The following is a 23,713-nucleotide window of genomic DNA, read 5'->3' on the forward strand; positions in this document are numbered from 1 at the left end:
GACCTATAACTAGAGGGAGGTAGGCTCCTTGATAGACGTTAATGAATTTGAATATATGAAAATTGGTTTAGCATCCCCTGACAAGATTCGTTCTTGGTCATATGGTGAAGTAAAAAAACCAGAAACAATTAACTATCGTACATTAAAACCAGAAAAAGATGGTTTATTCTGTGAACGTATTTTCGGTCCTACGAAAGACTGGGAATGTCACTGTGGTAAATACAAACGTGTTCGCTATAAAGGCGTAGTTTGTGACCGTTGTGGTGTTGAAGTAACACGTGCAAAAGTTCGTCGTGAACGTATGGGTCACATCGAATTAGCTGCTCCAGTTTCTCATATTTGGTACTTCAAAGGTATTCCAAGCCGTATGGGCCTTATTTTAGATATGTCTCCACGTGCTTTAGAAGAAGTAATTTACTTCGCATCTTACGTTGTAATTGAACCAGGTGCTACAAACTTAGAGAGTAAGCAATTACTTTCTGAAAAAGAGTACCGTGCATACCGTGAAAAATTCGGTGCAACTTTCGAAGCAGCGATGGGTGCAGAAGCAATCAAAAAGCTTCTTGCTAAAATCGATCTTGAAGATGAAACACATTCTTTAAAAGAAGAACTAAAATCAGCACAAGGTCAACGCCGTACACGTGCGATTAAACGTCTTGAAGTAGTAGAATCATTCCGTAACTCAGGTAACTCTCCAGAGTGGATGATTTTAGATGTACTACCTGTTATTCCACCGGAGCTTCGTCCAATGGTTCAATTAGATGGTGGTCGTTTTGCAACATCTGACTTAAATGATTTATATCGTCGTGTAATCAACCGTAATAACCGTTTAAAACGTTTATTAGATCTTGGCGCACCAAGTATTATCGTTCAAAACGAGAAACGTATGTTACAAGAAGCAGTTGATGCATTAATCGATAACGGTCGTCGTGGTCGTCCAGTCACTGGACCAGGTAACCGTCCGTTAAAATCACTTTCACATATGTTAAAAGGGAAACAAGGTCGTTTCCGTCAAAACTTACTTGGTAAACGTGTTGACTATTCTGGTCGTTCAGTTATCGTAGTAGGTCCAAACTTAAAAATGTACCAATGTGGTCTACCGAAGGAAATGGCAATCGAGCTATTTAAACCTTTCGTTATGAAAGAATTAGTAGAACGTGGTCTTGCACATAATATTAAATCTGCTAAACGTAAAATCGAACGTTTAAACAACGACGTATGGGACGTTTTAGAAGATGTTATCCGTGAGCATCCAGTATTACTAAACCGTGCACCAACGCTTCACCGTCTTGGTATTCAAGCGTTTGAACCAACACTTGTTGAAGGTCGTGCAATTCGTCTTCACCCATTAGTATGTACAGCTTACAACGCTGACTTCGATGGTGACCAAATGGCGGTTCACGTACCATTATCAGCTGAAGCACAAGCAGAAGCTCGACTTCTAATGCTTGCTGCACAAAACATCCTAAACCCGAAAGATGGTAAGCCAGTTGTAACACCATCTCAAGATATGGTATTAGGTAACTACTATTTAACACTTGAGCGTGAAGATGCTCGTGGTGAAGGTTCAATTTTCTATGGACCAAACGAAGTTTTAATCGCATATGATACAGGTCATGTTCACTTGCATACACGTATCGCGATCAAAGCAAGTTCACTGAACAACCCAACATTTACAGAAGAACAAAATAATATGTTCTTATTAACAACTGTTGGTAAAGTGATCTTTAATGAAATCTTGCCTGAATCATTCCCGTTCATTAACGAACCTACTGATTTCAACTTAGAGCAAGTAACACCAGAGAAGTACTTCGCAAACTTAACAATTGACGAAGAAACTTTAGCAGAGCTTGAAGCAGATGCCGCTTACAGCCAATTAGATGAAAAAGGTAAAGTAGAGGGGCAACGTTCAGCAGTACTTCGCAAACATTTTGCATCAGTACCTGTTGTAAACCCATTCCGCAAGAAATTCTTAGGAAATATCATTGCAGAAGTGTTTAAACGTTTCCACATTACTGAAACATCTAAAATGCTTGACCGCATGAAAAACTTAGGTTTTAAATACTCAACTCGCGCTGGTATCACTGTTGGTGTATCTGACATCGTGGTATTACCAGACAAAGGTGAAATCCTAGCTGAAGCACAAGAGAAAGTAGATAAAGTTCAAGCGCAATTCCGTCGTGGTTTCATTACAGAAGAAGAGCGTTATGACCGTGTTATCTCTAGCTGGAGTGCAGCGAAAGATGAAATTCAATCAAAACTGATGAAGTCACTTGAGAAAACAAACCCAATCTTCATGATGTCTGACTCAGGTGCCCGTGGTAACGCGTCTAACTTTACACAGTTAGCTGGTATGCGTGGTCTGATGGCCAACCCGGCTGGTCGTATTATTGAACTTCCAATCAAGTCTTCATTCCGTGAAGGTTTAACAGTATTGGAATACTTCATCTCAACACATGGTGCTCGTAAAGGTCTTGCCGATACAGCCCTAAAAACTGCCGATTCAGGTTACTTAACACGTCGTCTTGTAGACGTTGCACAAGATGTAATCGTTCGTGAAGATGATTGTGGAACTGACCGCGGCTTAACTATCGGTGCGTTAATGGAAGGTACAGAACTAATCGAAGCGTTAGACGAACGTATTGTTGGTCGTCATACGAAGAAAACGATTTTCCATCCAGAAACAGGCGATGTAATTCTAGAAAAAGACGGTTTAATCGACCAAGATGTCGCTCGTGTTATTATAGAAGCAGGTATCGAGGAAGTAACAATCCGTTCAGCGTTCACATGTAATACAAAACATGGTGTATGTAAAAAATGTTACGGCATGAACTTAGCAACTGGTGAAAAAGTTGAAGTTGGGGAAGCAGTTGGTATTATTGCTGCTCAATCAATCGGTGAACCAGGTACTCAGTTAACAATGCGTACATTCCATACAGGTGGGGTAGCCGGAGACGATATTACTCAAGGTCTTCCTCGTATCCAAGAGATTTTCGAAGCACGTAATCCAAAAGGTCAATCTGTCATTTCTGAGATTGCTGGTACGGTTTCAGATATTACTGAAATTCGTGAAGGTCTAAAAGAAATTACAGTTCAAGGTGACGTAGAAACTCGTAAATACCAAGCACCTTATAATGCACGTCTGAAAGTTATCGAAGGTGACTCAATCGAACGTGGTCAAGTATTAACAGAAGGTTCTATCGATCCAAAACAATTATTAAAAGTAAAAGACGTTTCAACAGTTCAAGAATATTTACTAAAAGAAGTACAAAAAGTATACCGTATGCAAGGGGTAGAAATTGGAGACAAACATATCGAAGTAATGGTACGTCAAATGCTTCGTAAAGTTCGCGTAATTGAAGCTGGTGATACAGAATTATTACCTGGCTCATTATTAGATATTCACCAATTCTCAGAGGCAAATGTAGATGCTGTTATGAACGGCAAAAATCCTGCAACTTGTCGCCCTGTAATCCTAGGTATTACTAAAGCTTCACTAGAAACTGAATCATTCTTATCTGCTGCATCATTCCAAGAAACAACTCGTGTGTTAACGGATGCTGCAATTAAAGGTAAACGTGATGAACTTCTAGGATTAAAAGAGAACGTAATTATTGGTAAACTTGTTCCAGCAGGTACTGGTATGCAACGTTATCGTCAAATCCGCATTGAAAAAGATGAGCTTGACGCAGAAGATCTAGTTTCTGCTGAATAACTTAACTAAGCTCCGAAGAGATGGCAAAAGCACATCTCTTCGGACTTTTTAAAGATATTAGTTGACAGTAGAAATTGATAATGATAATATATTGAAGGTTGATAGTTAACTGTCTGTACTTCGGAGGATATGAAAATGTCTTATGATAAAGTAAGGGCTAGTAAAACAATCATTGGTACAAAGCAAGCAGTAAAAGCAATGCAAGCTGGTTTAGTGAAAGAGCTTTTTGTGGCACTTGATGCAGACAATTGGGTAACCGATTCGGCCATAACTTTCGCGAGAGAGAACGGTATACCAGTTATTCTTGTCGAGTCCAAAAAGGAACTGGGCAAAGCCTGCGGAATCCATGTTGGAGCTGCGGTTGTTGCTATTGCTGTAGATTAGTTTTTGTGTATAAAACACAAAGACTTTGTTTTTACCCAAAAAATGAACCACCTGGATGTGTGGTATTAACAAGGAATAAATGAAGGGAGGAAATACCGATGCCTACAATTAACCAATTAGTACGTAAGCCTCGTCAATCTAAAATCACGAAATCAAAATCACCAGCGTTAAACAAAGGATATAACTCATTTAAAAAATCTTTAACTGATGTTAAATCTCCACAAAAACGTGGTGTTTGTACTCGTGTAGGTACAATGACACCTCGTAAACCAAACTCAGCGTTACGTAAATACGCTCGTGTACGTTTAACTAACCAAATTGAGGTTACAGCTTATATCCCAGGTGAAGGCCACAACTTACAAGAGCACAGTGTTGTTCTTATCCGTGGCGGACGCGTAAAAGACTTAGCGGGTGTTCGTTACCATATCGTACGTGGTGCTCTTGATACAGCTGGTGTAAACGGTCGTTTACAATCACGTTCTAAATACGGAACAAAACGCCCTAAAGAAAAAAAATAATTTAACACGTTAAGTGTTAATTAGTGTTGAGTCTTACGTCGATATCACCAAATTCCAATCATGCTAGCTGATTTAGAATTAAGTGATAACTTCGTACAAGGCCAACGTATAAAAATAAATCGATAATTATTCGAAAGGAGGAAAACACATGCCTCGTAAAGGTCCTGTTTCCAAACGTGACGTGTTACCAGATCCAATTTATAATTCAAAACTAGTAACTCGTTTAATCAATAAAATGATGGTTGATGGTAAAAGAGGTACTTCTCAAAAGATTTTATACGGTGCGTTCGAACTAGTTAAAGAACGTTCTGGTGAAAATCCAATCGAAGTATTCGAAGCTGCTCTAAACAACGTAATGCCAGTTCTTGAAGTACGTGCTCGCCGTGTTGGTGGTTCTAACTACCAAGTACCGGTTGAAGTTCGTCCAGAACGCCGTACAACTTTAGGTCTTCGTTACCTAGTTAACTATTCTCGTCTTCGTGGTGAAAAAACTATGGAAGAGCGTTTAGCTAACGAAATTCTAGATGCTTCTAACAACACTGGTGCATCAGTTAAAAAACGTGAAGATATGCACAAAATGGCAGAAGCGAACAAAGCATTCGCACACTACCGTTGGTAATCTAAACATAGCATAAGCCCAATATGGAAGGAGAAATACCTAATGAAACGCGAATTCTCTCTAGAGAATACTCGTAATATTGGGATCATGGCTCACATTGATGCTGGTAAAACAACAACAACTGAGCGTATCCTTTATTACACAGGTAAGATTCACAAAATCGGTGAAACTCATGAAGGCGCTTCTCAAATGGACTGGATGGAGCAAGAACAAGAACGTGGTATCACTATCACTTCTGCTGCTACAACAGCTCAATGGGCAGGCCACCGTGTAAACATCATCGATACTCCTGGACACGTAGACTTCACAGTTGAAGTAGAACGTTCATTACGCGTACTTGACGGTGCTGTAACAGTTCTTGATGCTCAATCAGGTGTTGAGCCTCAAACTGAAACTGTATGGCGTCAAGCTACAACATACGGCGTTCCACGTATCGTATTCATTAACAAAATGGATAAAACAGGTGCAGACTTCTTGTATTCAGTAGGAACTCTACATGATCGTTTACAAGCAAACGCTCACCCAATCCAATTACCTATCGGAGCTGAAGATCAGTTCTCTGCTATCATTGACTTAGTTGAAATGAAAGCAACTTTCTACGGCGACGAAAAAGGTACTGCAGTAACTGAAGGTGAAATTCCTGAAGAACACCGCGAATTAGCTGAAGAATACCGTGAAAAATTAATCGACGCTGTTGCAAGTGTTGATGAAGAAATCATGGAAAAATATTTAGAAGGCGAAGAAATCACTGTTGCTGAGCTTAAAGCGGCTATCCGTCGTGCTACAATTGCAGTAGAATTCTACCCAGTAATCTGTGGTACAGCATTCAAACACAAAGGCGTACGCCCAATGTTAAATGCAGTTATCGATTACTTACCATCTCCAGTTGATGTACCAGCAATCAAAGGTACTTCAGTTGATGGTGACGAAGAGTTAGAACGTAAATCTTCTGATGAAGAGCCATTCTCAGCTCTTGCATTCAAAGTTATGACTGACCCATTCGTAGGTAAATTAACTTTCTTCCGTGTGTACTCTGGAACATTAGATGCAGGTTCATACGTACAAAACTCTTCTAAAGGTAAACGTGAACGTGTAGGTCGTATCCTACAAATGCACGCTAACTCTCGTGAAGAGATTTCTAAAGTATTCGCTGGGGATATCGCAGCAGCAGTAGGTCTTAAAGATACTACTACTGGTGATACATTATGTGACGAGAAAAACTTAGTTATTCTTGAATCAATGGAATTCCCAGAACCAGTAATTTCTCTTTCTGTAGAACCAAAATCAAAAGCTGACCAAGATAAAATGGGTCAAGCTTTACAAAAACTTCAAGAAGAGGATCCAACTTTCCGTGCTCACACTGACACAGAAACTGGACAAACAATCATCTCAGGTATGGGTGAGCTTCACCTTGATATCTTAGTTGACCGTATGCGCCGTGAATTTAAAGTAGAAGCTAACGTAGGTGCTCCAATGGTATCTTACCGTGAAACATTCCGTAGCTCTGCAAAAGTTCAAGGTAAATTCACTCGCCAATCTGGTGGTCGTGGACAATATGGTGACGTAACGATTGAGTTCTCTCCAAATGAAGAAGGTAAAGGCTTTGAATTCGAAAACGCTATCGTTGGTGGTGTAATTCCTCGTGAATACATTCCTGCAGTTGAAGCAGGTCTTCGTGACTCTCTTGACCGCGGTGTAGTAGCTGGTTACCCACTAATCGACATTAAAGCGAAATTAGTATTCGGTTCTTACCATGACGTTGACTCGAATGAGATGGCGTTCAAAATCGCTGCATCTATGGCTCTTAAAGAAGCATCTAAACAATGTGATGCTGTAATTTTAGAACCAATGATGAAAGTTGAAGTAGTAATTCCTGAAGAGTACCTTGGTGATATCATGGGTAACATTACATCTCGTCGCGGACGCGTTGAGGGTATGGATGCTCGCGGTAACTCACAAGTTGTTCGTGCAATGGTTCCGTTAGCGGAAATGTTTGGTTACGCAACAACTCTTCGTTCAGCAACTCAAGGTCGTGGTGTATTCTCAATGACATTTGATCATTATGAAGAAGTACCAAAATCAATTGCTGCTGAAATCATCAAAAAAAATAAAGGTGAATAATTGAATTTTCATCTTGCATAAAGTATAACTAATTTGTAAGCTATGATTGCAGGATAGAGGATGGGCCCGTTCTCTATCAGCATTCATTCTATAAATTTTAAAAATAAAACATACAATTTCGAGGAGGCAATCTCTAATGGCTAAAGAAAAATTTGACCGTTCAAAAACGCATGCTAACATTGGTACAATCGGACACGTTGACCATGGTAAAACAACTTTAACTGCTGCAATCGCTACAGTTCTTTCTAAAAAAATGGGTGGTACAGCTAAATCATACGCTGATATCGATAACGCACCAGAAGAAAAAGAACGTGGTATCACAATCAACACTTCTCACGTAGAATATGAAACAGAATCTCGTCACTATGCACACGTTGACTGCCCAGGACACGCTGACTATGTTAAAAACATGATCACTGGTGCTGCACAAATGGACGGCGGTATCTTAGTAGTATCTGCTGCTGACGGCCCAATGCCACAAACTCGTGAACACATCCTTTTATCTCGTCAAGTAGGTGTTCCATACTTAGTAGTATTCATGAACAAATGTGATATGGTAGACGACGAAGAATTATTAGAATTAGTAGAAATGGAAATCCGTGACCTACTATCTGAATATGACTTCCCAGGCGATGATATCCCTGTAATCAAAGGTTCTGCTCTTAAAGCTCTTGAAGGCGAAGCAGAATGGGAAGAAAAAATCGTTGAATTAATGGACGCTGTAGATTCTTACATCCCAACTCCAGAACGTCAAACTGACAAACCATTCATGATGCCAGTAGAGGACGTATTCTCTATCACTGGTCGTGGTACAGTTGCAACTGGCCGTGTTGAACGTGGTCAAGTTAAAGTTGGTGACGTAGTTGAAATCGTAGGTATTTCTGAAGAAGCTAAATCTACAACTGTAACTGGCGTTGAAATGTTCCGTAAATTATTAGACTACGCTGAAGCTGGTGACAACATCGGTGCTTTACTTCGTGGTGTAGCTCGTGAAGATATCCAACGTGGACAAGTATTAGCTAAACCAGGCTCAATCACTCCACACACTAACTTCAAAGCTGAAGTTTACGTTTTATCTAAAGAAGAGGGTGGCCGTCATACTCCATTCTTCTCTAACTACCGTCCTCAGTTCTACTTCCGTACAACTGACGTAACAGGTATCTGTAACTTACCAGAAGGCGTTGAAATGGTAATGCCTGGTGATAACATCGAAATGACAGTAGAACTTATCGCTCCAATCGCTCTTGAAGAAGGTACTAAATTCTCTATCCGTGAGGGTGGCCGTACTGTAGGCGCTGGCGTAGTTGCTACTATCCAAAAATAATTTTTAGCCTATGCTAATTATAAAACCAATCTGTAGGGACGCTTACAGATTGGTTTTTTATGTTAAAATATAATTGTGGAAGGAGTGTATGTAAATGGAAATGAAGGTTTTGTTGATAGAAGATGATCCATCAATTTTTGCAATGATTCAAGAGCGTTTTTCGCAATGGTCCTTACAAGTGGTAGGTCCGAATGATTTTCAAAAGGTGATGGATGATTTTATAGAAGAGAAGCCTCAATTAGTATTAATTGATATTCAATTACCAGCATATGATGGTTTTCATTGGTGTCGTGAAATACGGCATATTTCGAAAGTACCCATTCTCTTTCTATCCTCACGAGATCATCCAATGGATATGGTGATGGCTATGCAAATGGGTGCCGATGATTTTATACAAAAGCCTTTCCATATGGAAGTGTTACTTGCAAAAGTACAAGCTATTTTACGTCGTACTTATGATTATGTTGAAGAAGCAATGGATGTTACGCGTTTTAATGGTGCTGTTCTCGATTATGCGAGAAGTGAGATTATGTATAATGGGGAGCTTGTTTCCTTAACTAAAAACGAATTGTTTATTTTACGTATTTTGTTGGAGAAGGGTAATCAAATTGTTTCGAGAGAAGACTTAATGAGGAAATTATGGGACGACGAGCGTTTCGTCAATGACAATACATTATCTGTAAATGTTAATCGATTACGTACAAAGCTAGAGGATATTGGGTTACAGGAAGTCATTGTGACAAAAAAGGGACTTGGTTATATTGCCGTAACGCAGGTGACGTGAATGAGAATGGCATTATTGTTTTTAAGAGAACGGCTTGCGTGGATTGGTTTTTTTGTGTTTCTTCTTTTTATTCTTAACATATTATTTTCTTTAGACGTTGGCTTAGTAGCCATATCCATTTGGTACGTGAATATCATCATGGTCGTCACTTTTTCTATATTTTTATTATGGCGTTATGTAAGAGAAGTCGGTCAGTTGAAAGATTTCCTGGGAAATGTGGATAGTCGACTTGATGAGCCCCATACTCGAAGTTTAGCTTTATCTCCATTTCAAGAGGCTTATTATAAAAAAATTGAAGATGTCTTCTATGATAAGGATGCAGAACTAAATGATGCGAAGGTGCAGCTACAAGAATATTCAGATGAGCTCCTTGCTTGGGTACATGAGGTGAAGGCTCCGTTAACAACGATAAATTTGATGTTAGATCATGTCGAGGATTTATCTTTACGTAGAAAATTAGAGACGGAGTGGTTAAGGCTCCATCTATTGGTTGATCAGCAGTTACATCAAACACGGCTAGCTTCTATAGAAAAAGATAATTATTTAACAGAAATTGAGCTTCGGTCAGTCGTCTATAAAGAAATACGTGCAATGCAGGCTTGGTGTTTAGAAAAAGATATTGGCTTCGATGTAGGAGAATTAACTGAAGTAGTGATGACAGATAGTAAATGGATAGCATTCATTGTTAGACAACTGTTATCCAATGCCATAAAATATAGTCCTGTAAATACAGAGATTATTATTTTTACTGAAGTTGATTTAACTGGGGCAACTTTGCTTCACATTAAGGATGCAGGTATAGGCATTCGTAAAGAGGATATGCCGCGAATTTTTCAAAAATCGTATACAGGTACGGTAGGAAGAGAATCTGCACAATCAACGGGTATGGGCTTGTATTTAGCACAGAATATTGCTCAAAAAATTGGTGTGCGAATTAGTGTACAGTCAGTTGTAGGAGAAGGCTCGATATTTACGCTACGATTTCCATTACAAAATGAAAATGTCAAACTAACAGGTAGATGACGAAATTGTCACCTACCTTTTTATATTGTCATGTAAAACGCACGAAAAGAATAAGCAGACGGGGTACACTTGTAGTATAGAAAGGGGAGTTAACCTGTGGCAGTTTTAATTGGACGTAAAGTAAAAAAAGTATATGGTAAAAAATCAACAGCGCAAGAGGTGCTGAAAGGTATAGATTTAGAAGTAAATGAAGGTGAATTTGTTGGCATTATGGGTCCATCAGGCTCAGGCAAGACGACACTATTAAATGTTTTGTGTTCAATTGACTTTGCAACAGAAGGTGTAATTGAAATAAATGGCCAAAGTTTACGCGGTATGAAGGAAAAGGCGTTAGCTAATTTCCGTCGTGAGCAGCTCGGATTCATTTTCCAAGACTATAATTTATTGGACACGTTAACGGTCAAAGAAAATATTTTATTGCCATTAGCAATCGGAAAACTACCAAAAGCTGTTGCAGAAAGTCGCGTGAAGGAGCTGACATATTTACTTGGTATTGCAGATATTTTAAATAAATATCCGAACGAAATATCAGGTGGTCAGAAGCAACGAACATCTGCTGCTCGAGCTTTAATTACAAATCCATCAATGGTATTTGCAGATGAGCCTACTGGTGCACTCGATTCAAAATCAGCAACAGCATTGCTGAAAAACTTACAAGGCATTAATGAAACTAAAAAGGCGACGATTATGATGGTCACACATGATGCGGTGGCTGCAAGTTTCTGTACACGTGTTTTGTTTTTAAAAGATGGGCTTATTTACAGTGAGTTGTATAAAGGTGATAAGACTAGACAGGCGTTTTTCCAAGAAATCATGCATACGCAAAGTGTGCTAGGTGGTGACGGTTATGAGTCTTAGTAAGCTTGTATTCCGAAGCATGAAGAAAAATATGAAGCATTATTATTTATACTTTTTCGCACTTATTTTCAGTGTGACACTCTACTTTTCCTTCGTGACATTGCAGCATAATGGTGAAGTTTTCAATACAGTTCAGAAGAGTGGCACAGCATCAGCAGGTTTTAAAGCAGCAACATATATTTTGTATTTTATAATTTTATTTTTCGTCTTGTATGCTAACCATTTATTTATGAAGCGTCGCAGTAAAGAAATTGGCTTATATCAGCTAATTGGGATGACGAAGGGCCTGATTGTACGATTATTGGCGTTAGAAAGTATTTTATTATTTGTAGGAGCTGTCGTTGTAGGGATGCTAGTAGGCTTCTTTAGCTCCCGCTTAATCGCAATGATATTATTGCGTCTACTTGAAAAAGAAACGCTTGTCACTATGACCTTTAGTACACAGGCATTACAGCAATCTATCGTCGTTTTCGCTATTTTATTAGTAGTTGTATTGCTACAAATGACGTGGATGATTCACCGAGTATCGCTGCTATCCTTATTTAGCGCTACTAAACAAGCAGATGAGCGTGTGAAACGATTCAATCCATTACAAATGACTATCGGCTTCTTAGGGCTAGTGTTTATTGCATATGGCTACTATGCATCAACAAAGCTATTTGATATTAATACTGCAGGCAATCTATTTATAAATATGATAATTATTTTGGCTACTACAATTGGGGGAACGTTCCTAGTTTTTCGTTTCTCCGTAGCATTTATAATGAATACCGTTCGTTTAAAGAAAAATGGTCATTTGTCTGTCCATGATGTATTAGCATTAACACCGATTATGCATCGTATGAAAAGTAATGCTAAATCACTGACGCTTATTACCGTTTTAACAGGTGTATCTCTTGGGATTACAACACTATCATATATTTCGTATTATTCTTCAGAAGCATCAGCCTATAGCCGAGTACCGGGAGATTATATTTTGCATGAGGATCAAGGTCAGGCATTTTTAAATAAGCTAGAGGAAAATAATATAGCTTATGACAAGGTTGAATATCGTTTACAAGGAGTTACAGCTTCAATAGCTCAATTAATGGCTGATGGACAACAAGATAGCCCTTTTTATAATATGAAAGGGACGATATACACGATTCCGCTTTCTGATTATCAACAAAAAACACCAAATGCATCAGTTTCGGGTAATGATGTGATTTTAACAAACTATGGAGGCTATATGGCCGAGATGTTTCCTTTAGAAAAGGATCGAGATTTAGTAGTGTCAGCAGGTGGTCTTGAAGAAACACTGCATGTCAAAGCGATTCACGATGAAAGTATTATTGGTGGAACTATTACTGCTGGAGGCGGCGGACCGATTTTCGTAGTATCAGACACACTGTTTGACAAATTGTCTACTCAAGCAAAGCTTTTTCCTTGGCATAAACAAGCTTCTATTACGTTACAGTCAAAAAAAGACTTAGCGCTTGCTGAGAGATTATATAAAGAAACGAGCGCAAATGTTATTTCTATTGTAGACACTGATGGCAATACCCAAAATTATATTATCGATTCGTTTGAAGCAGAGCGTAAAGGTAATATTGAATCACTTGGGTTAACAATTTTTACAACAGCGTTTTTAGGTTTAGCATTTTTAATGACAACTGGTAGCATCCTGTACTTTAAACAAATGTCTGAAGCAGAAGAGGAACGAGGAGCCTATACAATTTTAAGAAAAATAGGCTTTTCAGAACGAGACATTATGAAGGGAATCTTTATGAAACAAGCGTTTAATTTTGGTGTTCCATTATTGATTGGACTCCTCCATAGTTATTTTGCGGTGAAATCAGGATGGTTTTTATTTGGTACGGAGTTAACAGCTCCATTGTGGATTGCTATGAGCTGTTATATAGCGTTATATGCAATCTTTGCGGTGCTTTCAGTTGGTTATTATAAAAAAGTAATTAGAGAGTCTCTGTAGACATTTAAATAGGTAGAAACTCCAAAGAACAGTGTGATCTTATATAGGTCATGCTGTTTTTTTGTTAACGTGACGCTGGAGGATAGATTTCATACTTTTCGGGCTTTTTGTAATGAATAAAAACTGCTTGACTTTCGTTTGTCAGAATATTAAAGTTTAACATGTTAACAATCTAGTGTGTGAAAGTGAAGTGTCTTTATGAATGCGGTAATTGTGGCAGTAGCTGTCATGTTAATATTAAGTTTGCTTCGGATTAATGTAGTCCTGTCGCTTGTTTTAGGAGCCTTTGCAGGAGGGTTAGCAAGTGGTATGGGTATTCAAGCAACGGTTGAGTCATTTACAGAAGGATTAGGTGCAGGTGCCACTATCGCGCTAAGCTATGGCTTACTTGGTGGATTTGCTATAGCCATCTCTAAGACGGGAATACCTGAGTTAATGATTTCGGGTATTTTGAACATGTTAAATAAAAATGGTTCTAGTAATAGAAAGGGCTTAGTAAAAGTATTAATTTTTCTTCTTATTTTTATGATGGCGATTTTCTCTCAAAATTTAATTCCGATTCATATTGCTTTTATCCCATTACTAATACCGCCTATTTTAAAGGTTTTAAATATGCTTGAAGTAGATCGTAGAATTATAGCAACATTGATTGCGGTTGGTTTGATTGGTACGTATAGCTTTGTGCCAGCTGGCTTCGGAGCCATTTTCCAAGAAATTGTTTCAACACAAGTTACGAATGCTGGCATGGTTGCAAAAGCAAGTGATGTTCCAGCAGCAATGGCGATTCCTATCTTGGGTATGTTGGTTGGATTAGCTATAGCGTTGTTTGTTTATCGTAAACCACGCAAATATCAAAATAATGATGTTGAAACATCAACTTTAAATGTGAAGGTAAGTAAATCGGTTATGATTTCAACCGTGATAGCGTTAATTGTTTCGCTATATGCACAAATCAGTACGGATTCTATGATAGTCGGAGCCTTTGCAGGAATAATGATTATGTATTTCACAGGGGCTCTTAAATGGAAAGAGGCAGATGAGATTTTATCTGAAGGTATGAAAATGATGGCGTTCATTGGCTTTGTAATGATTGCAGCAAATGGATTTGCATCAGTTATCAATGCAACGGGTGATGTAGATAGTTTAATTACAAGCTCTCTAGCTATCCTTCAAGGTAATAAAAGCTTAGCGGTATTCATCATGCTAGTAATTGGATTAATTGTAACAATGGGAATTGGCTCTTCTTTTGCTACTGTGCCGATTATAGCTACCTTATTTGTTCCTTTAGCTCAAGGACTAGGTATGAGCCCTTTAGCGATACTGTGTTTAATAGGTACAGCAGGTGCATTAGGAGACGCAGGTTCACCTGCATCCGATTCAACGCTAGGACCGACAGCCGGCTTAAATGTTGATGGTCAGCATAATCATATTTGGGACACATGTGTACCGACGTTTATCTTTATAAACATTCCACTTGTTATTTTTGGTTGGATCGCGTGTGTGTACTTTTTATAACGTTTATAAGCAGTCTCTAAACTTTAGAGACTGCTTTTATATTTGATAGTTGGACATTAATTGTTCGAAATGTCCGAAAACGTTGATGTTATTAGGTTATGTGTTGCAAAATCATAAAAAATTATATATACTAGTAAACGGCTTAAATAAGCGAGAAATATTAGTAGTAAAGAAAATCTACAACATTTAAAAGAATTTAGCGAAAAGACTTGCTTATTCTTTTTTTATTGTATATAATGTTGAATGTTGGTCTTTGACTGCGATGAAACGAGAGGTTGCCGACACACCCGGCCGCTTTGCCATGGCGGTGTGTTGGAGAATTTTCGTGGAGAATGTCTAGAAAATAGGCGAGAAGGAGGGAAAATAATGGCAAAACAAAAGATTCGTATTCGTTTAAAAGCGTATGATCACCGTATTTTAGATCAGTCTGCTGAGAAAATTGTGGAGACTGCAAAACGTTCAGGTGCAAGTGTATCAGGTCCGATTCCACTTCCAACTGAGAAGTCTGTGTACACAATTCTACGTGCTGTTCACAAGTACAAAGATTCTCGTGAACAATTCGAGATGCGTACGCATAAACGTCTGATCGATATCGTTAACCCAACACCACAAACTGTTGATGCGTTAATGAAACTTGATTTACCATCTGGCGTTGATATCGAAATCAAACTTTAATGGTAAAAACAATATAACTTTTTAAAACTTACAGGAGGTGTGACAAATGGCTAAAGGAATCTTAGGTAGAAAAATTGGTATGACACAAGTTTTCGCTGAAAACGGCGATTTAATCCCGGTAACAGTTATCGAAGCTACTCCAAACGTAGTTCTTCAAAAGAAAACTGTTGATACTGACGGCTACGAAGCGATCCAAGTTGGTTTCGAAGATAAGCGCGTTAAGCTTTCTAACAAACCACAACAAGGTCACGTAGCAAAAGCGAATACTGCTCCTAAGCGCTTCATTCGTGAATTCCGCAACGTGAACGTTGGAGAATACGAAGTTGGTCAAGAAGTCAAAGTAGAAATTTTCGCAGAAGGCGATGTAATTGATGTAACAGGAGTTACTAAAGGTAAAGGTTTCCAAGGTGTTATTAAACGCCACGGGCAATCTCGTGGTCCAATGGCCCACGGTTCTCGTTACCACCGTCGTCCTGGTTCAATGGGTCCAGTTGCTCCGAACCGCGTATTTAAACAAAAGAAATTACCTGGTCAAATGGGTGGCACAGTAGTTACAATCCAAAACTTAGAAATCGTTAAAGTTGATGCGGAACGTAACCTACTACTTGTTAAAGGTAATGTTCCTGGTTCTAAAAAAGCTCTAGTTACAGTTAAAACTGCAATTAAAGCTAACTAATCACTTCAAGAAAGGAGGAAACAGGAATGACAAAAGTATCTGTACTTAGTCAAACAGGTGCTTCAGTTGGTGAAATCGAGTTAAACGAAGCGATCTTCGGAATCGAGCCAAATGAAGCAGTATTATTCGACGCAGTAGTTGCACAACGCGCTTCTCTTCGTCAAGGTAATCATAAGGTTAAAAACCGTTCTGAAGTTGCTGGTGGTGGTCGTAAACCATGGCGTCAAAAAGGAACTGGTCGTGCTCGTCAAGGTTCTATCCGTTCTCCACAATGGCGCGGCGGTGGTGTGGTATTTGGTCCAACTCCACGCAGCTACTCTTATAAATTACCTAAAAAAGTTCGTCGTTTAGCTCTTAAATCAGCTTTATCAGCTAAAGTTGTAGAACAAAACTTCTTAGTTCTTGATGCTCTTACACTAGCAGCACCAAAAACAAAAGAATTCACAAAAATTCTTAAAGATCTTTCTTTAGAGAAAAAATCTTTATTCGTAACTGCTGACCTTGATGAAAACGTAGCATTATCTGCTCGTAACATCCCTGGTGTAACAGTTTTAACTGCAAACGGAATCAACGTTCTTGATCTATTAGGTCACGAAAAAGTTGTATTCACTAAATCTGCAGTAGAAAAAGTTGAGGAGGTGCTTGGATAATGGAAGCACGTGATATTTTAAAACGTCCGGTCATTACTGAGCGTTCTTCAGAACTTATGGCAGAGAAAAAGTATACTTTCGAAGTAGACACTCGCGCTAACAAAACTCAAGTAAAAGACGCTGTAGAAGAAATCTTTGGCGTAAACGTTGAGAAAGTAAACGTTCTTAACTACAAAGGTAAATTCAAACGCGTTGGCCGTTACGGTGGTTATACTAACAAACGTCGTAAAGCGATTGTTAAACTAACTGCGGACAGCAAAGACATCGAATTATTCGAAATGTAATCCTTTAGGGATTTATGATTTGAACAATCAAGAAGGAGGGAAACACAATGGCGATTAAAAAGTATAAACCTACCTCTAATGGTCGTCGTAATATGACGTCTTTAGACTTTGCGGAAATTACAACTAACAAGCCTGAGAAATCATTGCTTGAACCAACTAAACGCAAAGCTGGTCGTAACAACCAAGGTAAAATCACTGTTCGTCATCATGGTGGTGGTCATAAGAAGCAATATCGTGTCATCGATTTCAAGCGTATTAAAGATGGCATTCCAGCGAAAGTTGCTACTATCGAATATGATCCAAACCGTTCTGCGAATATCGCATTAATTAATTACGCTGATGGAGCAAAAGCTTACATCTTAGCACCAAAAGGTCTAGAGGTTGGTCAAACAATCGTATCTGGTCCTGATGCTGATATTAAAGTAGGTAATGCATTACCATTAGCAAACATTCCAATGGGTACAACAATCCATAACATCGAGTTAAAACCTGGTAAAGGTGGACAATTAGTACGTTCTGCTGGTACTTCTGCGCAAGTACTTGGTCGTGAAGACAAATACGTAATCGTTCGTCTACAATCTGGTGAAGTACGTTTAGTTCTTGCTACTTGCCGCGCTACAATCGGTCAAGTTGGTAACGAACAACATGAACTTGTACACATCGGTAAAGCAGGTCGTAGCCGTTGGTTAGGTAAACGCCCAACTGTTCGTGGTTCTGTAATGAACCCTAACGATCACCCACACGGTGGTGGTGAAGGACGTTCTCCAATCGGACGTAAATCACCAATGACTCCTTGGGGTAAACCAGCACTTGGTTACAAAACTCGTAACAAGAAAAACAAATCGGATAAATTCATCATCCGTAGTCGTAAAAAATAACGTGGTTAAACTACGGTTCTATGTGAGAGCCGTGGTGGAATCACAGAGGGAGGTTCCTACATGGGTCGCAGTTTGAAAAAAGGACCTTTTGTTGACGACCACTTAATGAAAAAAGTGGAAGCACAAGAGGCTTCTGAGAAGAAACAAGTTATTAAAACTTGGTCTCGCCGTTCTACAATCTTCCCGAACTTCATCGGATTAACAATTGCTGTATATGATGGACGTAAACATGTTCCTGTATACGTAACAGAAGATATGGTAGGCCACAAACTTGGTGAATTCGCGCCGACACGTACTTATAAAGGTCACGGTGCAGACGACAAGAAAACAAGACGCTAATTTTGAGAGGAGGTAATTCCTAATGACACAAGCTAAAGCTATCGCTCGCACAGTACGTATCGCTCCTCGTAAAGTCCGTCTAGTTGTAGACTTAATCCGAGGTAAGCAAGTAGGTGAGGCAGTTGCAATTTTACGTCATACTCCAAAAGCGGCGTCTCCAGTCGTTGAGAAAGTATTAAAATCTGCAGTTGCTAATGCTGAGCACAACTACGATCTAGACATCAACTCTTTAGTTGTTTCTGAAGTATTTGTTGATGAAGGTCCAACATTAAAACGTTTCCGTCCACGTGCACAAGGACGTGCAAGCGCAATTAACAAACGCACAAGCCACATCACTTTAGTGGTATCTGAGAAGAAGGAGGGTTAATCCGTGGGTCAAAAAGTACATCCAATAGGACTGCGCGTTGGTATTATTCGTGACTGGGAGTCAAAATGGTACGCTGAAAAAGACTATGCAACTCTACTTCACGAAGACATCAAAGTGCGTAAATATATTGAAACGGCTCTTAAAGACGCTTCTGTTTCTAAAGTTGAAATCGAACGTGCTGCAAACCGTGTAAACATTACAATTCACACTGCTAAACCAGGGATGGTAATCGGTAAAGGTGGTACTGAAGTTGAAAACCTTCGTAAATACCTTGGCGAACTAACTGGTAAACGTGTACACATCAACATTATCGAAATTAAACGTGCTGATCTTGACGCTCGTCTAGTAGCTGAAAACATCGCTCGTCAATTAGAAAACCGTGTTTCATTCCGTCGTGCGCAAAAGCAAGCGATCCAACGCACAATCCGTGCTGGAGCAAAAGGAATTAAAACACAAGTATCTGGTCGTTTAGGTGGCGCTGATATCGCGCGTGCTGAACACTATAGTGAAGGAACTGTTCCACTTCATACTCTACGTGCTGACATCGACTATGCACACGCAGAAGCTGACACTACTTACGGTAAATTAGGCGTTAAAGTATGGATCTACCGTGGTGAAGTTCTTCCTACGAAGAAATCTGTGGAAGGAGGCAAATAATATGTTATTGCCTAAACGCGTAAAATACCGTCGTGAACACCGCGGAAACATGCGTGGCGAAGCGAAAGGCGGCAAAGAAGTATCTTTCGGCGAATGGGGCTTACAAGCTCAAACTGCTAGCTGGATTACTAACCGTCAAATCGAATCTGCACGTATCGCGATGACTCGTTACATGAAACGTGGCGGTAAAGTTTGGATTAAAATCTTCCCGCACAAACCTTACACGAAAAAACCTCTAGAAGTCCGCATGGGTTCTGGTAAAGGTTCTCCTGAAGGTTGGGTAGCAGTTGTTAAACCAGGAAAAGTAATGTTCGAAATTGCTGGTGTATCTGAAGAGATTGCACGTGAAGCACTTCGTTTAGCATCACATAAGCTTCCTGTGAAATGTAAGATCGTAAAACGTCAAGAAACTGGTGGTGAATCTAATGAAAGCTAATGAAATCCGTGACCTTGCCACTTCTGAAATTGAATTAAAAGTGAAATCACTGAAAGAAGAGCTTTTCAACCTTCGCTTCCAATTGGCGACTGGTCAATTAGAAAACACAGCTCGTATTCGTGAAGTGCGTAAAGCAATCGCGCGTATGAAAACTGTTATTCGTGAAAGAGAAATCAGTGCAAATAACTGATAAAGGAGGTTTTCAAGTATGACTGAGCGTAATCAACGCAAAGTTTACACGGGCCGCGTCGTTTCAGATAAAATGGACAAAACAATTTCTGTTTTAGTTGAAACTCACAAAAAGCATAAGCTATATGGTAAACGTGTAAAGTACTCTAAAAAGTTTAAAGCTCATGATGAGCAAAACCAAGCGAAAATCGGTGATATCGTACGTATCATGGAGACTCGCCCGCTATCAGCTACTAAACGTTTCCGTCTAGTTGAAGTTGTAGAAAAAGCGGTTATTATTTAATAACTATTTCGGAACAACCAATTTCCGAAGGGAGGTAACCTAAGTGATCCAACAAGAAAGTCGTATGAAAGTTGCTGACAACTCAGGTGCACGTGAAGTTCTTACAATTAAAGTGCTTGGTGGCTCTGGCCGTAAAACTGCTAACATCGGTGATATCGTTGTTTGTACAGTTAAGAAAGCAACACCAGGTGGCGTTGTCAAGAAGGGTGACGTTGTTAAAGCTGTTATCGTTCGTACTAAATCAGGCGTTCGCCGTAAAGACGGTACTTACATCAAATTTGATGAAAATGCTTGTGTAATTATTCGTGATGATAAATCACCACGCGGAACTCGTATTTTCGGACCTGTTGCACGTGAATTACGTGACAGCAACTTCATGAAAATCGTTTCTCTAGCTCCAGAAGTTCTTTAATTTCATGACAGTGCCAATCAAGGAGGTGCGACAGCATGCATGTAAAAAAAGGTGACAAGGTTAAGGTTATCACTGGTAAGGACAAAGGCAAAGAAGGAGTAATCCTTGCTTCTTTCCCTAAACAAGATCGCGTTCTTGTTGAAGGTGTAAACATCGTGAAAAAACACGTTAAACCTAACCAATTGAATCCACAAGGTGGGATTGTTAGCCAAGAGGCTGCAATTCACGTTTCGAACGTAATGCTAATCGATCCTAAATCTGGCGAGCCGACTCGTGTAGGTTATAAAATCGAAAACGGTAAAAAAGTTCGTGTTGCAAAAAAATCAGGTGCAGTAATCGACTAATTAGTAAATAAAAGAAGGGAGGTACACACATGAGCCGCCTAAAAGAAAAATATTTAAATGAAGTTTCTCCTGCTCTAATGAGCAAATTTGGATATAAATCAGTAATGCAACTTCCAAAAGTTGATAAAATCGTTATCAACATGGGTGTTGGCGACGCAGTTCAAAACTCTAAAGCGCTAGATGCAGCTGTAGAAGAATTGACAATTATCACTGGTCAAAAACCAGTAGTAACTAAAGCTAAAAAATCGATCGCAGGTTTCCGTCTACGTGAAGGTATGCCTATCGGTGCTAAAGTTACATTACGCGGTGAGCGTATGTATGAATTCTTGGATAAATTAATCGCAATCGCATTACCTCGTGTACGTGACTTCCGTGGTGTTTCTAAAAAAGCATTCGATGGTCGCGGTAACTACACACTAGGTGTTAAAGAGCAATTAATTTTCCCAGAAATCGATTACGATAAAGTTTCAAAAGTACGCGGTATGGACATCGTGATCGTAACGACAGCGAACTCTGACGAAGAATCTCGCGAGTTATTGACACAATTCGGTATGCCGTTCCAAAAGTAATTTAAACAAGGAGGGCGAAAACGTGGCTAAAAAATCTATGATCGTTAAACAACAACGTAAGCAAAAGTTTAAAGTGCAAGAATATACACGTTGTGAACGCTGTGGTCGTCCACACTCAGTATATCGCAAATTCAAACTTTGCCGTATTTGTTTCCGAGAACTTGCATATAAGGGACAAATTCCTGGCGTGAAAAAAGCCAGCTGGTAATCCCCTAATTTGGGAAGGAGGTAAATGTAATGACAATGACTGATCCGATTGCAGATATGCTAACTCGCATTCGTAATGCGAACATGGTTCGTCACGAGAAGTTAGAAGTACCCGCTTCCAACGTGAAAAAAGAAATCGCTGAAATTTTAAAGCGTGAAGGTTTCGTACGTGACGTAGAATACGTGGAAGACAACAAACAAGGTATCATCCGTATCTTCTTAAAATACGGTAAAGATAACGAACGCGTTATCACTGGCCTAAAACGTATTTCTAAACCAGGTCTACGTGTATATGCTAAAACAAATGAAGTTCCTAAAGTACTGAACGGTCTTGGTATCGCTTTAGTGTCAACTTCACAAGGTTTATTAACAGATAAAGAAGCTCGCGCTAAACAAGTTGGCGGCGAAGTTCTAGCATACGTTTGGTAATTAGCAATAAATGAATGGAGGTGCAACTAAATGTCTCGTGTAGGTAAAAAAATTATCGAGGTACCAGCTAACGTAACTGTTACTGTCGAAGCTGACAACACTGTTACTGTTAAAGGTCCTAAAGGCGAACTTGTTCGTTCTTTCCACCAAGATATGAAAATTGAGCAAGAAGGTAATGTGATCTCTGTATCTCGTCCTTCTGATTCAAAAGAACACCGCACAAACCACGGTACAACTCGTGCGCTATTAGCGAACATGGTTACTGGTGTTTCTGTAGGTTTCGAAAAATCATTAGAACTTATCGGTGTCGGTTACCGTGCGCAATTACAAGGTAAAAAGCTTGTACTTAACGTAGGTTACTCTCACCCAGTTGAGTTCACACCAGAAGATGGTCTTGAAGTAGAAGTTCCTTCTAACACAAAAATCATCGTTAAAGGTATCAGCAAAGAACGCGTTGGCGCTCTTGCATCGAATATCCGTGACGTTCGTCCACCAGAGCCGTATAAAGGTAAAGGTATCCGTTACGAAGGCGAATACGTTCGTCGTAAAGAAGGTAAAACAGGTAAATAATGCTGCCTAAGCATTAGAAAGGAGTGACCCTTGTGATTACGAAACAGGATAAAAATCAAGTTCGTAAAAAACGTCATGCGCGAGTACGTTCTAAAATTTCGGGTACTGCTGAGCGTCCACGCTTAAACGTATTCCGTTCTAACAAGAACATCTACGCTCAACTTATCGATGACGTAGCAGGCGTAACTATTGTTAGCGCATCTTCTCAAGAGAATGATTTTGAAGGTGCTGGTAACAACGTTGAGGCTGCATCAAAAATCGGTGAAACAATCGCGAAACGCGCTGCGGAAAAAAATATTACTGCTATAGTATTTGACCGTGGTGGTTACTTATATCATGGACGTGTTAAAGCTTTAGCTGAAGCTGCACGTGAGAACGGTTTAGAATTTTAATAAGAAGGAGGGACACATTTCATGAGTCGAATTGACGCAAACAAACTTGGAGAACTTGAAGAACGCGTAGTTACTATTAACCGTGTTGCTAAAGTTGTTAAAGGTGGACGTCGCTTCCGCTTCACAGCATTAGTTGTAGTTGGCGATAGAAACGGACATGTTGGTTTCGGTACTGGTAAAGCTCAAGAGGTGCCAGATGCTATCCGTAAAGCTGTTGAAGATGCGAAGAAAAACTTAATCGAAGTGCCACGTGTAGGTGGAACAACTCCACACTTAGTGCTTGGTCGCTTCGGTGCAGGAGAAATCCTAATCAAACCTGCTGCTCCTGGTACAGGGGTTATCGCTGGTGGTCCAGTACGTGCCGTACTAGAACTTGCTGGTATTACTGATATTCTTTCAAAATCACTTGGATCTAACACACCAATTAACATGGTGCGTGCTACTGTTCAAGGTTTAACTGAATTAAAACGCGTAGAGGACGTTGCAAAATTACGTGGCAAATCAGTGGAAGAAATATTAGGATAAG

30 protein-coding genes are annotated in these 23,713 nt (G+C 39.5%); all 30 read left to right on the forward strand.

What is annotated here, in order from left to right:
* The first annotated feature begins 28 nt into the window (after positions 1 to 28).
* The 30 genes from rpoC (at position 29) to rpsE (ending at position 23,712) form a co-directional block, all read left to right on the forward strand.
* Positions 29 to 3,715, forward strand: coding sequence for a DNA-directed RNA polymerase subunit beta' (rpoC, locus tag NSQ74_RS04430; protein WP_340821749.1), 3,687 nt, complete (start codon positions 29 to 31; stop codon positions 3,713 to 3,715).
* A gap of 135 nt (positions 3,716 to 3,850) precedes the next feature.
* Positions 3,851 to 4,099, forward strand: a complete 249-nt coding sequence (locus tag NSQ74_RS04435) for a ribosomal L7Ae/L30e/S12e/Gadd45 family protein (RefSeq protein ID WP_340821750.1) — start codon at positions 3,851 to 3,853, stop codon at positions 4,097 to 4,099.
* A 98-nt stretch (positions 4,100 to 4,197) separates the two neighbouring features.
* Positions 4,198 to 4,617, forward strand: a complete 420-nt coding sequence (gene rpsL / locus NSQ74_RS04440; protein WP_010860613.1) for a 30S ribosomal protein S12 — start codon at positions 4,198 to 4,200, stop codon at positions 4,615 to 4,617.
* A 148-nt stretch (positions 4,618 to 4,765) separates the two neighbouring features.
* Positions 4,766 to 5,236 carry a 30S ribosomal protein S7 gene (gene rpsG / locus NSQ74_RS04445; protein ID WP_024364378.1) on the forward strand — a complete coding sequence of 157 codons (471 nt, stop codon included), beginning with the start codon at positions 4,766 to 4,768 and terminating at the stop codon, positions 5,234 to 5,236.
* Positions 5,237 to 5,278: 42 nt separating this feature from the next.
* On the forward strand, positions 5,279 to 7,357 hold the full coding sequence (gene fusA / locus NSQ74_RS04450) for an elongation factor G (RefSeq protein WP_340821752.1): 2,079 nt from the start codon (positions 5,279 to 5,281) through the stop codon (positions 7,355 to 7,357).
* A 136-nt stretch (positions 7,358 to 7,493) separates the two neighbouring features.
* Positions 7,494 to 8,681, forward strand: coding sequence for an elongation factor Tu (gene tuf / locus NSQ74_RS04455; RefSeq protein WP_340821753.1), 1,188 nt, complete (start codon positions 7,494 to 7,496; stop codon positions 8,679 to 8,681).
* Positions 8,682 to 8,781: 100 nt separating this feature from the next.
* Positions 8,782 to 9,465, forward strand: a complete 684-nt coding sequence (locus NSQ74_RS04460; RefSeq protein WP_340826396.1) for a response regulator transcription factor — start codon at positions 8,782 to 8,784, stop codon at positions 9,463 to 9,465.
* Positions 9,466 to 10,488 (forward strand): sensor histidine kinase, encoded by a 1,023-nt coding sequence (locus tag NSQ74_RS04465; RefSeq protein ID WP_340821755.1) that lies wholly within the window; start codon positions 9,466 to 9,468, stop codon positions 10,486 to 10,488.
* A gap of 96 nt (positions 10,489 to 10,584) precedes the next feature.
* Positions 10,585 to 11,346, forward strand: coding sequence for an ABC transporter ATP-binding protein (locus NSQ74_RS04470; RefSeq protein WP_340821756.1), 762 nt, complete (start codon positions 10,585 to 10,587; stop codon positions 11,344 to 11,346).
* Positions 11,336 to 13,315, forward strand: a complete 1,980-nt coding sequence (locus NSQ74_RS04475; protein ID WP_340821758.1) for an ABC transporter permease — start codon at positions 11,336 to 11,338, stop codon at positions 13,313 to 13,315. Before NSQ74_RS04470 ends, NSQ74_RS04475 begins: the two co-directional genes overlap by 11 nt.
* 198 nt (positions 13,316 to 13,513) lie before the next feature.
* On the forward strand, positions 13,514 to 14,830 hold the full coding sequence (locus NSQ74_RS04480; protein ID WP_340821759.1) for a Na+/H+ antiporter family protein: 1,317 nt from the start codon (positions 13,514 to 13,516) through the stop codon (positions 14,828 to 14,830).
* Positions 14,831 to 15,196: 366 nt separating this feature from the next.
* The gene (rpsJ, locus tag NSQ74_RS04485) at positions 15,197 to 15,505 is read left to right on the forward strand and encodes a 30S ribosomal protein S10 (protein ID WP_004233624.1); all 309 of its coding nucleotides are present in this window, start codon (positions 15,197 to 15,199) and stop codon (positions 15,503 to 15,505) included.
* Between the two features lie 46 nt (positions 15,506 to 15,551).
* On the forward strand, positions 15,552 to 16,181 hold the full coding sequence (gene rplC / locus NSQ74_RS04490) for a 50S ribosomal protein L3 (protein ID WP_340821760.1): 630 nt from the start codon (positions 15,552 to 15,554) through the stop codon (positions 16,179 to 16,181).
* A gap of 26 nt (positions 16,182 to 16,207) precedes the next feature.
* Positions 16,208 to 16,831 (forward strand): 50S ribosomal protein L4, encoded by a 624-nt coding sequence (gene rplD, locus NSQ74_RS04495; RefSeq protein WP_340821763.1) that lies wholly within the window; start codon positions 16,208 to 16,210, stop codon positions 16,829 to 16,831.
* Positions 16,831 to 17,115: a 50S ribosomal protein L23 gene (gene rplW / locus NSQ74_RS04500; RefSeq protein WP_036205532.1), complete on the forward strand. Its 285-nt coding sequence runs from the start codon at positions 16,831 to 16,833 to the stop codon at positions 17,113 to 17,115. Before rplD ends, rplW begins: the two co-directional genes overlap by 1 nt.
* Positions 17,116 to 17,162: 47 nt before the next feature.
* Positions 17,163 to 17,993, forward strand: coding sequence for a 50S ribosomal protein L2 (rplB, locus tag NSQ74_RS04505; protein WP_340821765.1), 831 nt, complete (start codon positions 17,163 to 17,165; stop codon positions 17,991 to 17,993).
* A 60-nt stretch (positions 17,994 to 18,053) separates the two neighbouring features.
* A complete protein-coding gene (rpsS, locus tag NSQ74_RS04510) occupies positions 18,054 to 18,332 on the forward strand; it encodes a 30S ribosomal protein S19 (RefSeq protein WP_004233637.1) in 279 nt (92 codons plus the stop codon).
* A gap of 22 nt (positions 18,333 to 18,354) precedes the next feature.
* The gene (gene rplV, locus NSQ74_RS04515; protein WP_004233639.1) at positions 18,355 to 18,699 is read left to right on the forward strand and encodes a 50S ribosomal protein L22; all 345 of its coding nucleotides are present in this window, start codon (positions 18,355 to 18,357) and stop codon (positions 18,697 to 18,699) included.
* A gap of 3 nt (positions 18,700 to 18,702) precedes the next feature.
* The gene (gene rpsC / locus NSQ74_RS04520; protein WP_340821766.1) at positions 18,703 to 19,356 is read left to right on the forward strand and encodes a 30S ribosomal protein S3; all 654 of its coding nucleotides are present in this window, start codon (positions 18,703 to 18,705) and stop codon (positions 19,354 to 19,356) included.
* Position 19,357: 1 nt separating this feature from the next.
* Entirely contained in the window at positions 19,358 to 19,792 is a 435-nt protein-coding gene (gene rplP / locus NSQ74_RS04525) for a 50S ribosomal protein L16 (protein ID WP_010860599.1), read from the forward strand.
* The gene (gene rpmC / locus NSQ74_RS04530; RefSeq protein WP_004233646.1) at positions 19,782 to 19,982 is read left to right on the forward strand and encodes a 50S ribosomal protein L29; all 201 of its coding nucleotides are present in this window, start codon (positions 19,782 to 19,784) and stop codon (positions 19,980 to 19,982) included. The genes rplP and rpmC overlap by 11 nt, the downstream gene beginning before the upstream one ends.
* An 18-nt stretch (positions 19,983 to 20,000) precedes the next feature.
* On the forward strand, positions 20,001 to 20,264 hold the full coding sequence (rpsQ, locus tag NSQ74_RS04535) for a 30S ribosomal protein S17 (RefSeq protein WP_024364366.1): 264 nt from the start codon (positions 20,001 to 20,003) through the stop codon (positions 20,262 to 20,264).
* A gap of 43 nt (positions 20,265 to 20,307) precedes the next feature.
* Entirely contained in the window at positions 20,308 to 20,676 is a 369-nt protein-coding gene (rplN, locus tag NSQ74_RS04540; RefSeq protein ID WP_004233650.1) for a 50S ribosomal protein L14, read from the forward strand.
* Positions 20,677 to 20,711: 35 nt separating this feature from the next.
* Positions 20,712 to 21,020 (forward strand): 50S ribosomal protein L24, encoded by a 309-nt coding sequence (gene rplX, locus NSQ74_RS04545; RefSeq protein WP_107925086.1) that lies wholly within the window; start codon positions 20,712 to 20,714, stop codon positions 21,018 to 21,020.
* Positions 21,021 to 21,049: 29 nt separating this feature from the next.
* Positions 21,050 to 21,589 carry a 50S ribosomal protein L5 gene (rplE, locus tag NSQ74_RS04550; RefSeq protein WP_340821771.1) on the forward strand — a complete coding sequence of 180 codons (540 nt, stop codon included), beginning with the start codon at positions 21,050 to 21,052 and terminating at the stop codon, positions 21,587 to 21,589.
* Between the two features lie 22 nt (positions 21,590 to 21,611).
* Positions 21,612 to 21,797, forward strand: coding sequence for a type Z 30S ribosomal protein S14 (locus NSQ74_RS04555; RefSeq protein ID WP_004233656.1), 186 nt, complete (start codon positions 21,612 to 21,614; stop codon positions 21,795 to 21,797).
* A gap of 29 nt (positions 21,798 to 21,826) precedes the next feature.
* Complete coding sequence (gene rpsH / locus NSQ74_RS04560; protein ID WP_008181717.1) at positions 21,827 to 22,225, forward strand: 30S ribosomal protein S8; 399 nt, start codon at positions 21,827 to 21,829, stop codon at positions 22,223 to 22,225.
* Between the two features lie 30 nt (positions 22,226 to 22,255).
* Positions 22,256 to 22,795, forward strand: a complete 540-nt coding sequence (gene rplF / locus NSQ74_RS04565; RefSeq protein WP_340821772.1) for a 50S ribosomal protein L6 — start codon at positions 22,256 to 22,258, stop codon at positions 22,793 to 22,795.
* A gap of 32 nt (positions 22,796 to 22,827) precedes the next feature.
* Entirely contained in the window at positions 22,828 to 23,187 is a 360-nt protein-coding gene (rplR, locus tag NSQ74_RS04570; protein WP_340821773.1) for a 50S ribosomal protein L18, read from the forward strand.
* A gap of 21 nt (positions 23,188 to 23,208) precedes the next feature.
* Positions 23,209 to 23,712, forward strand: coding sequence for a 30S ribosomal protein S5 (rpsE, locus tag NSQ74_RS04575; RefSeq protein WP_024364362.1), 504 nt, complete (start codon positions 23,209 to 23,211; stop codon positions 23,710 to 23,712).
* Position 23,713 lies beyond the last annotated feature (1 nt).

It is taken from the genome of Lysinibacillus sp. FSL W8-0992, assembly GCF_038008685.1.
Lineage (GTDB): Bacteria > Bacillota > Bacilli > Bacillales_A > Planococcaceae > Lysinibacillus.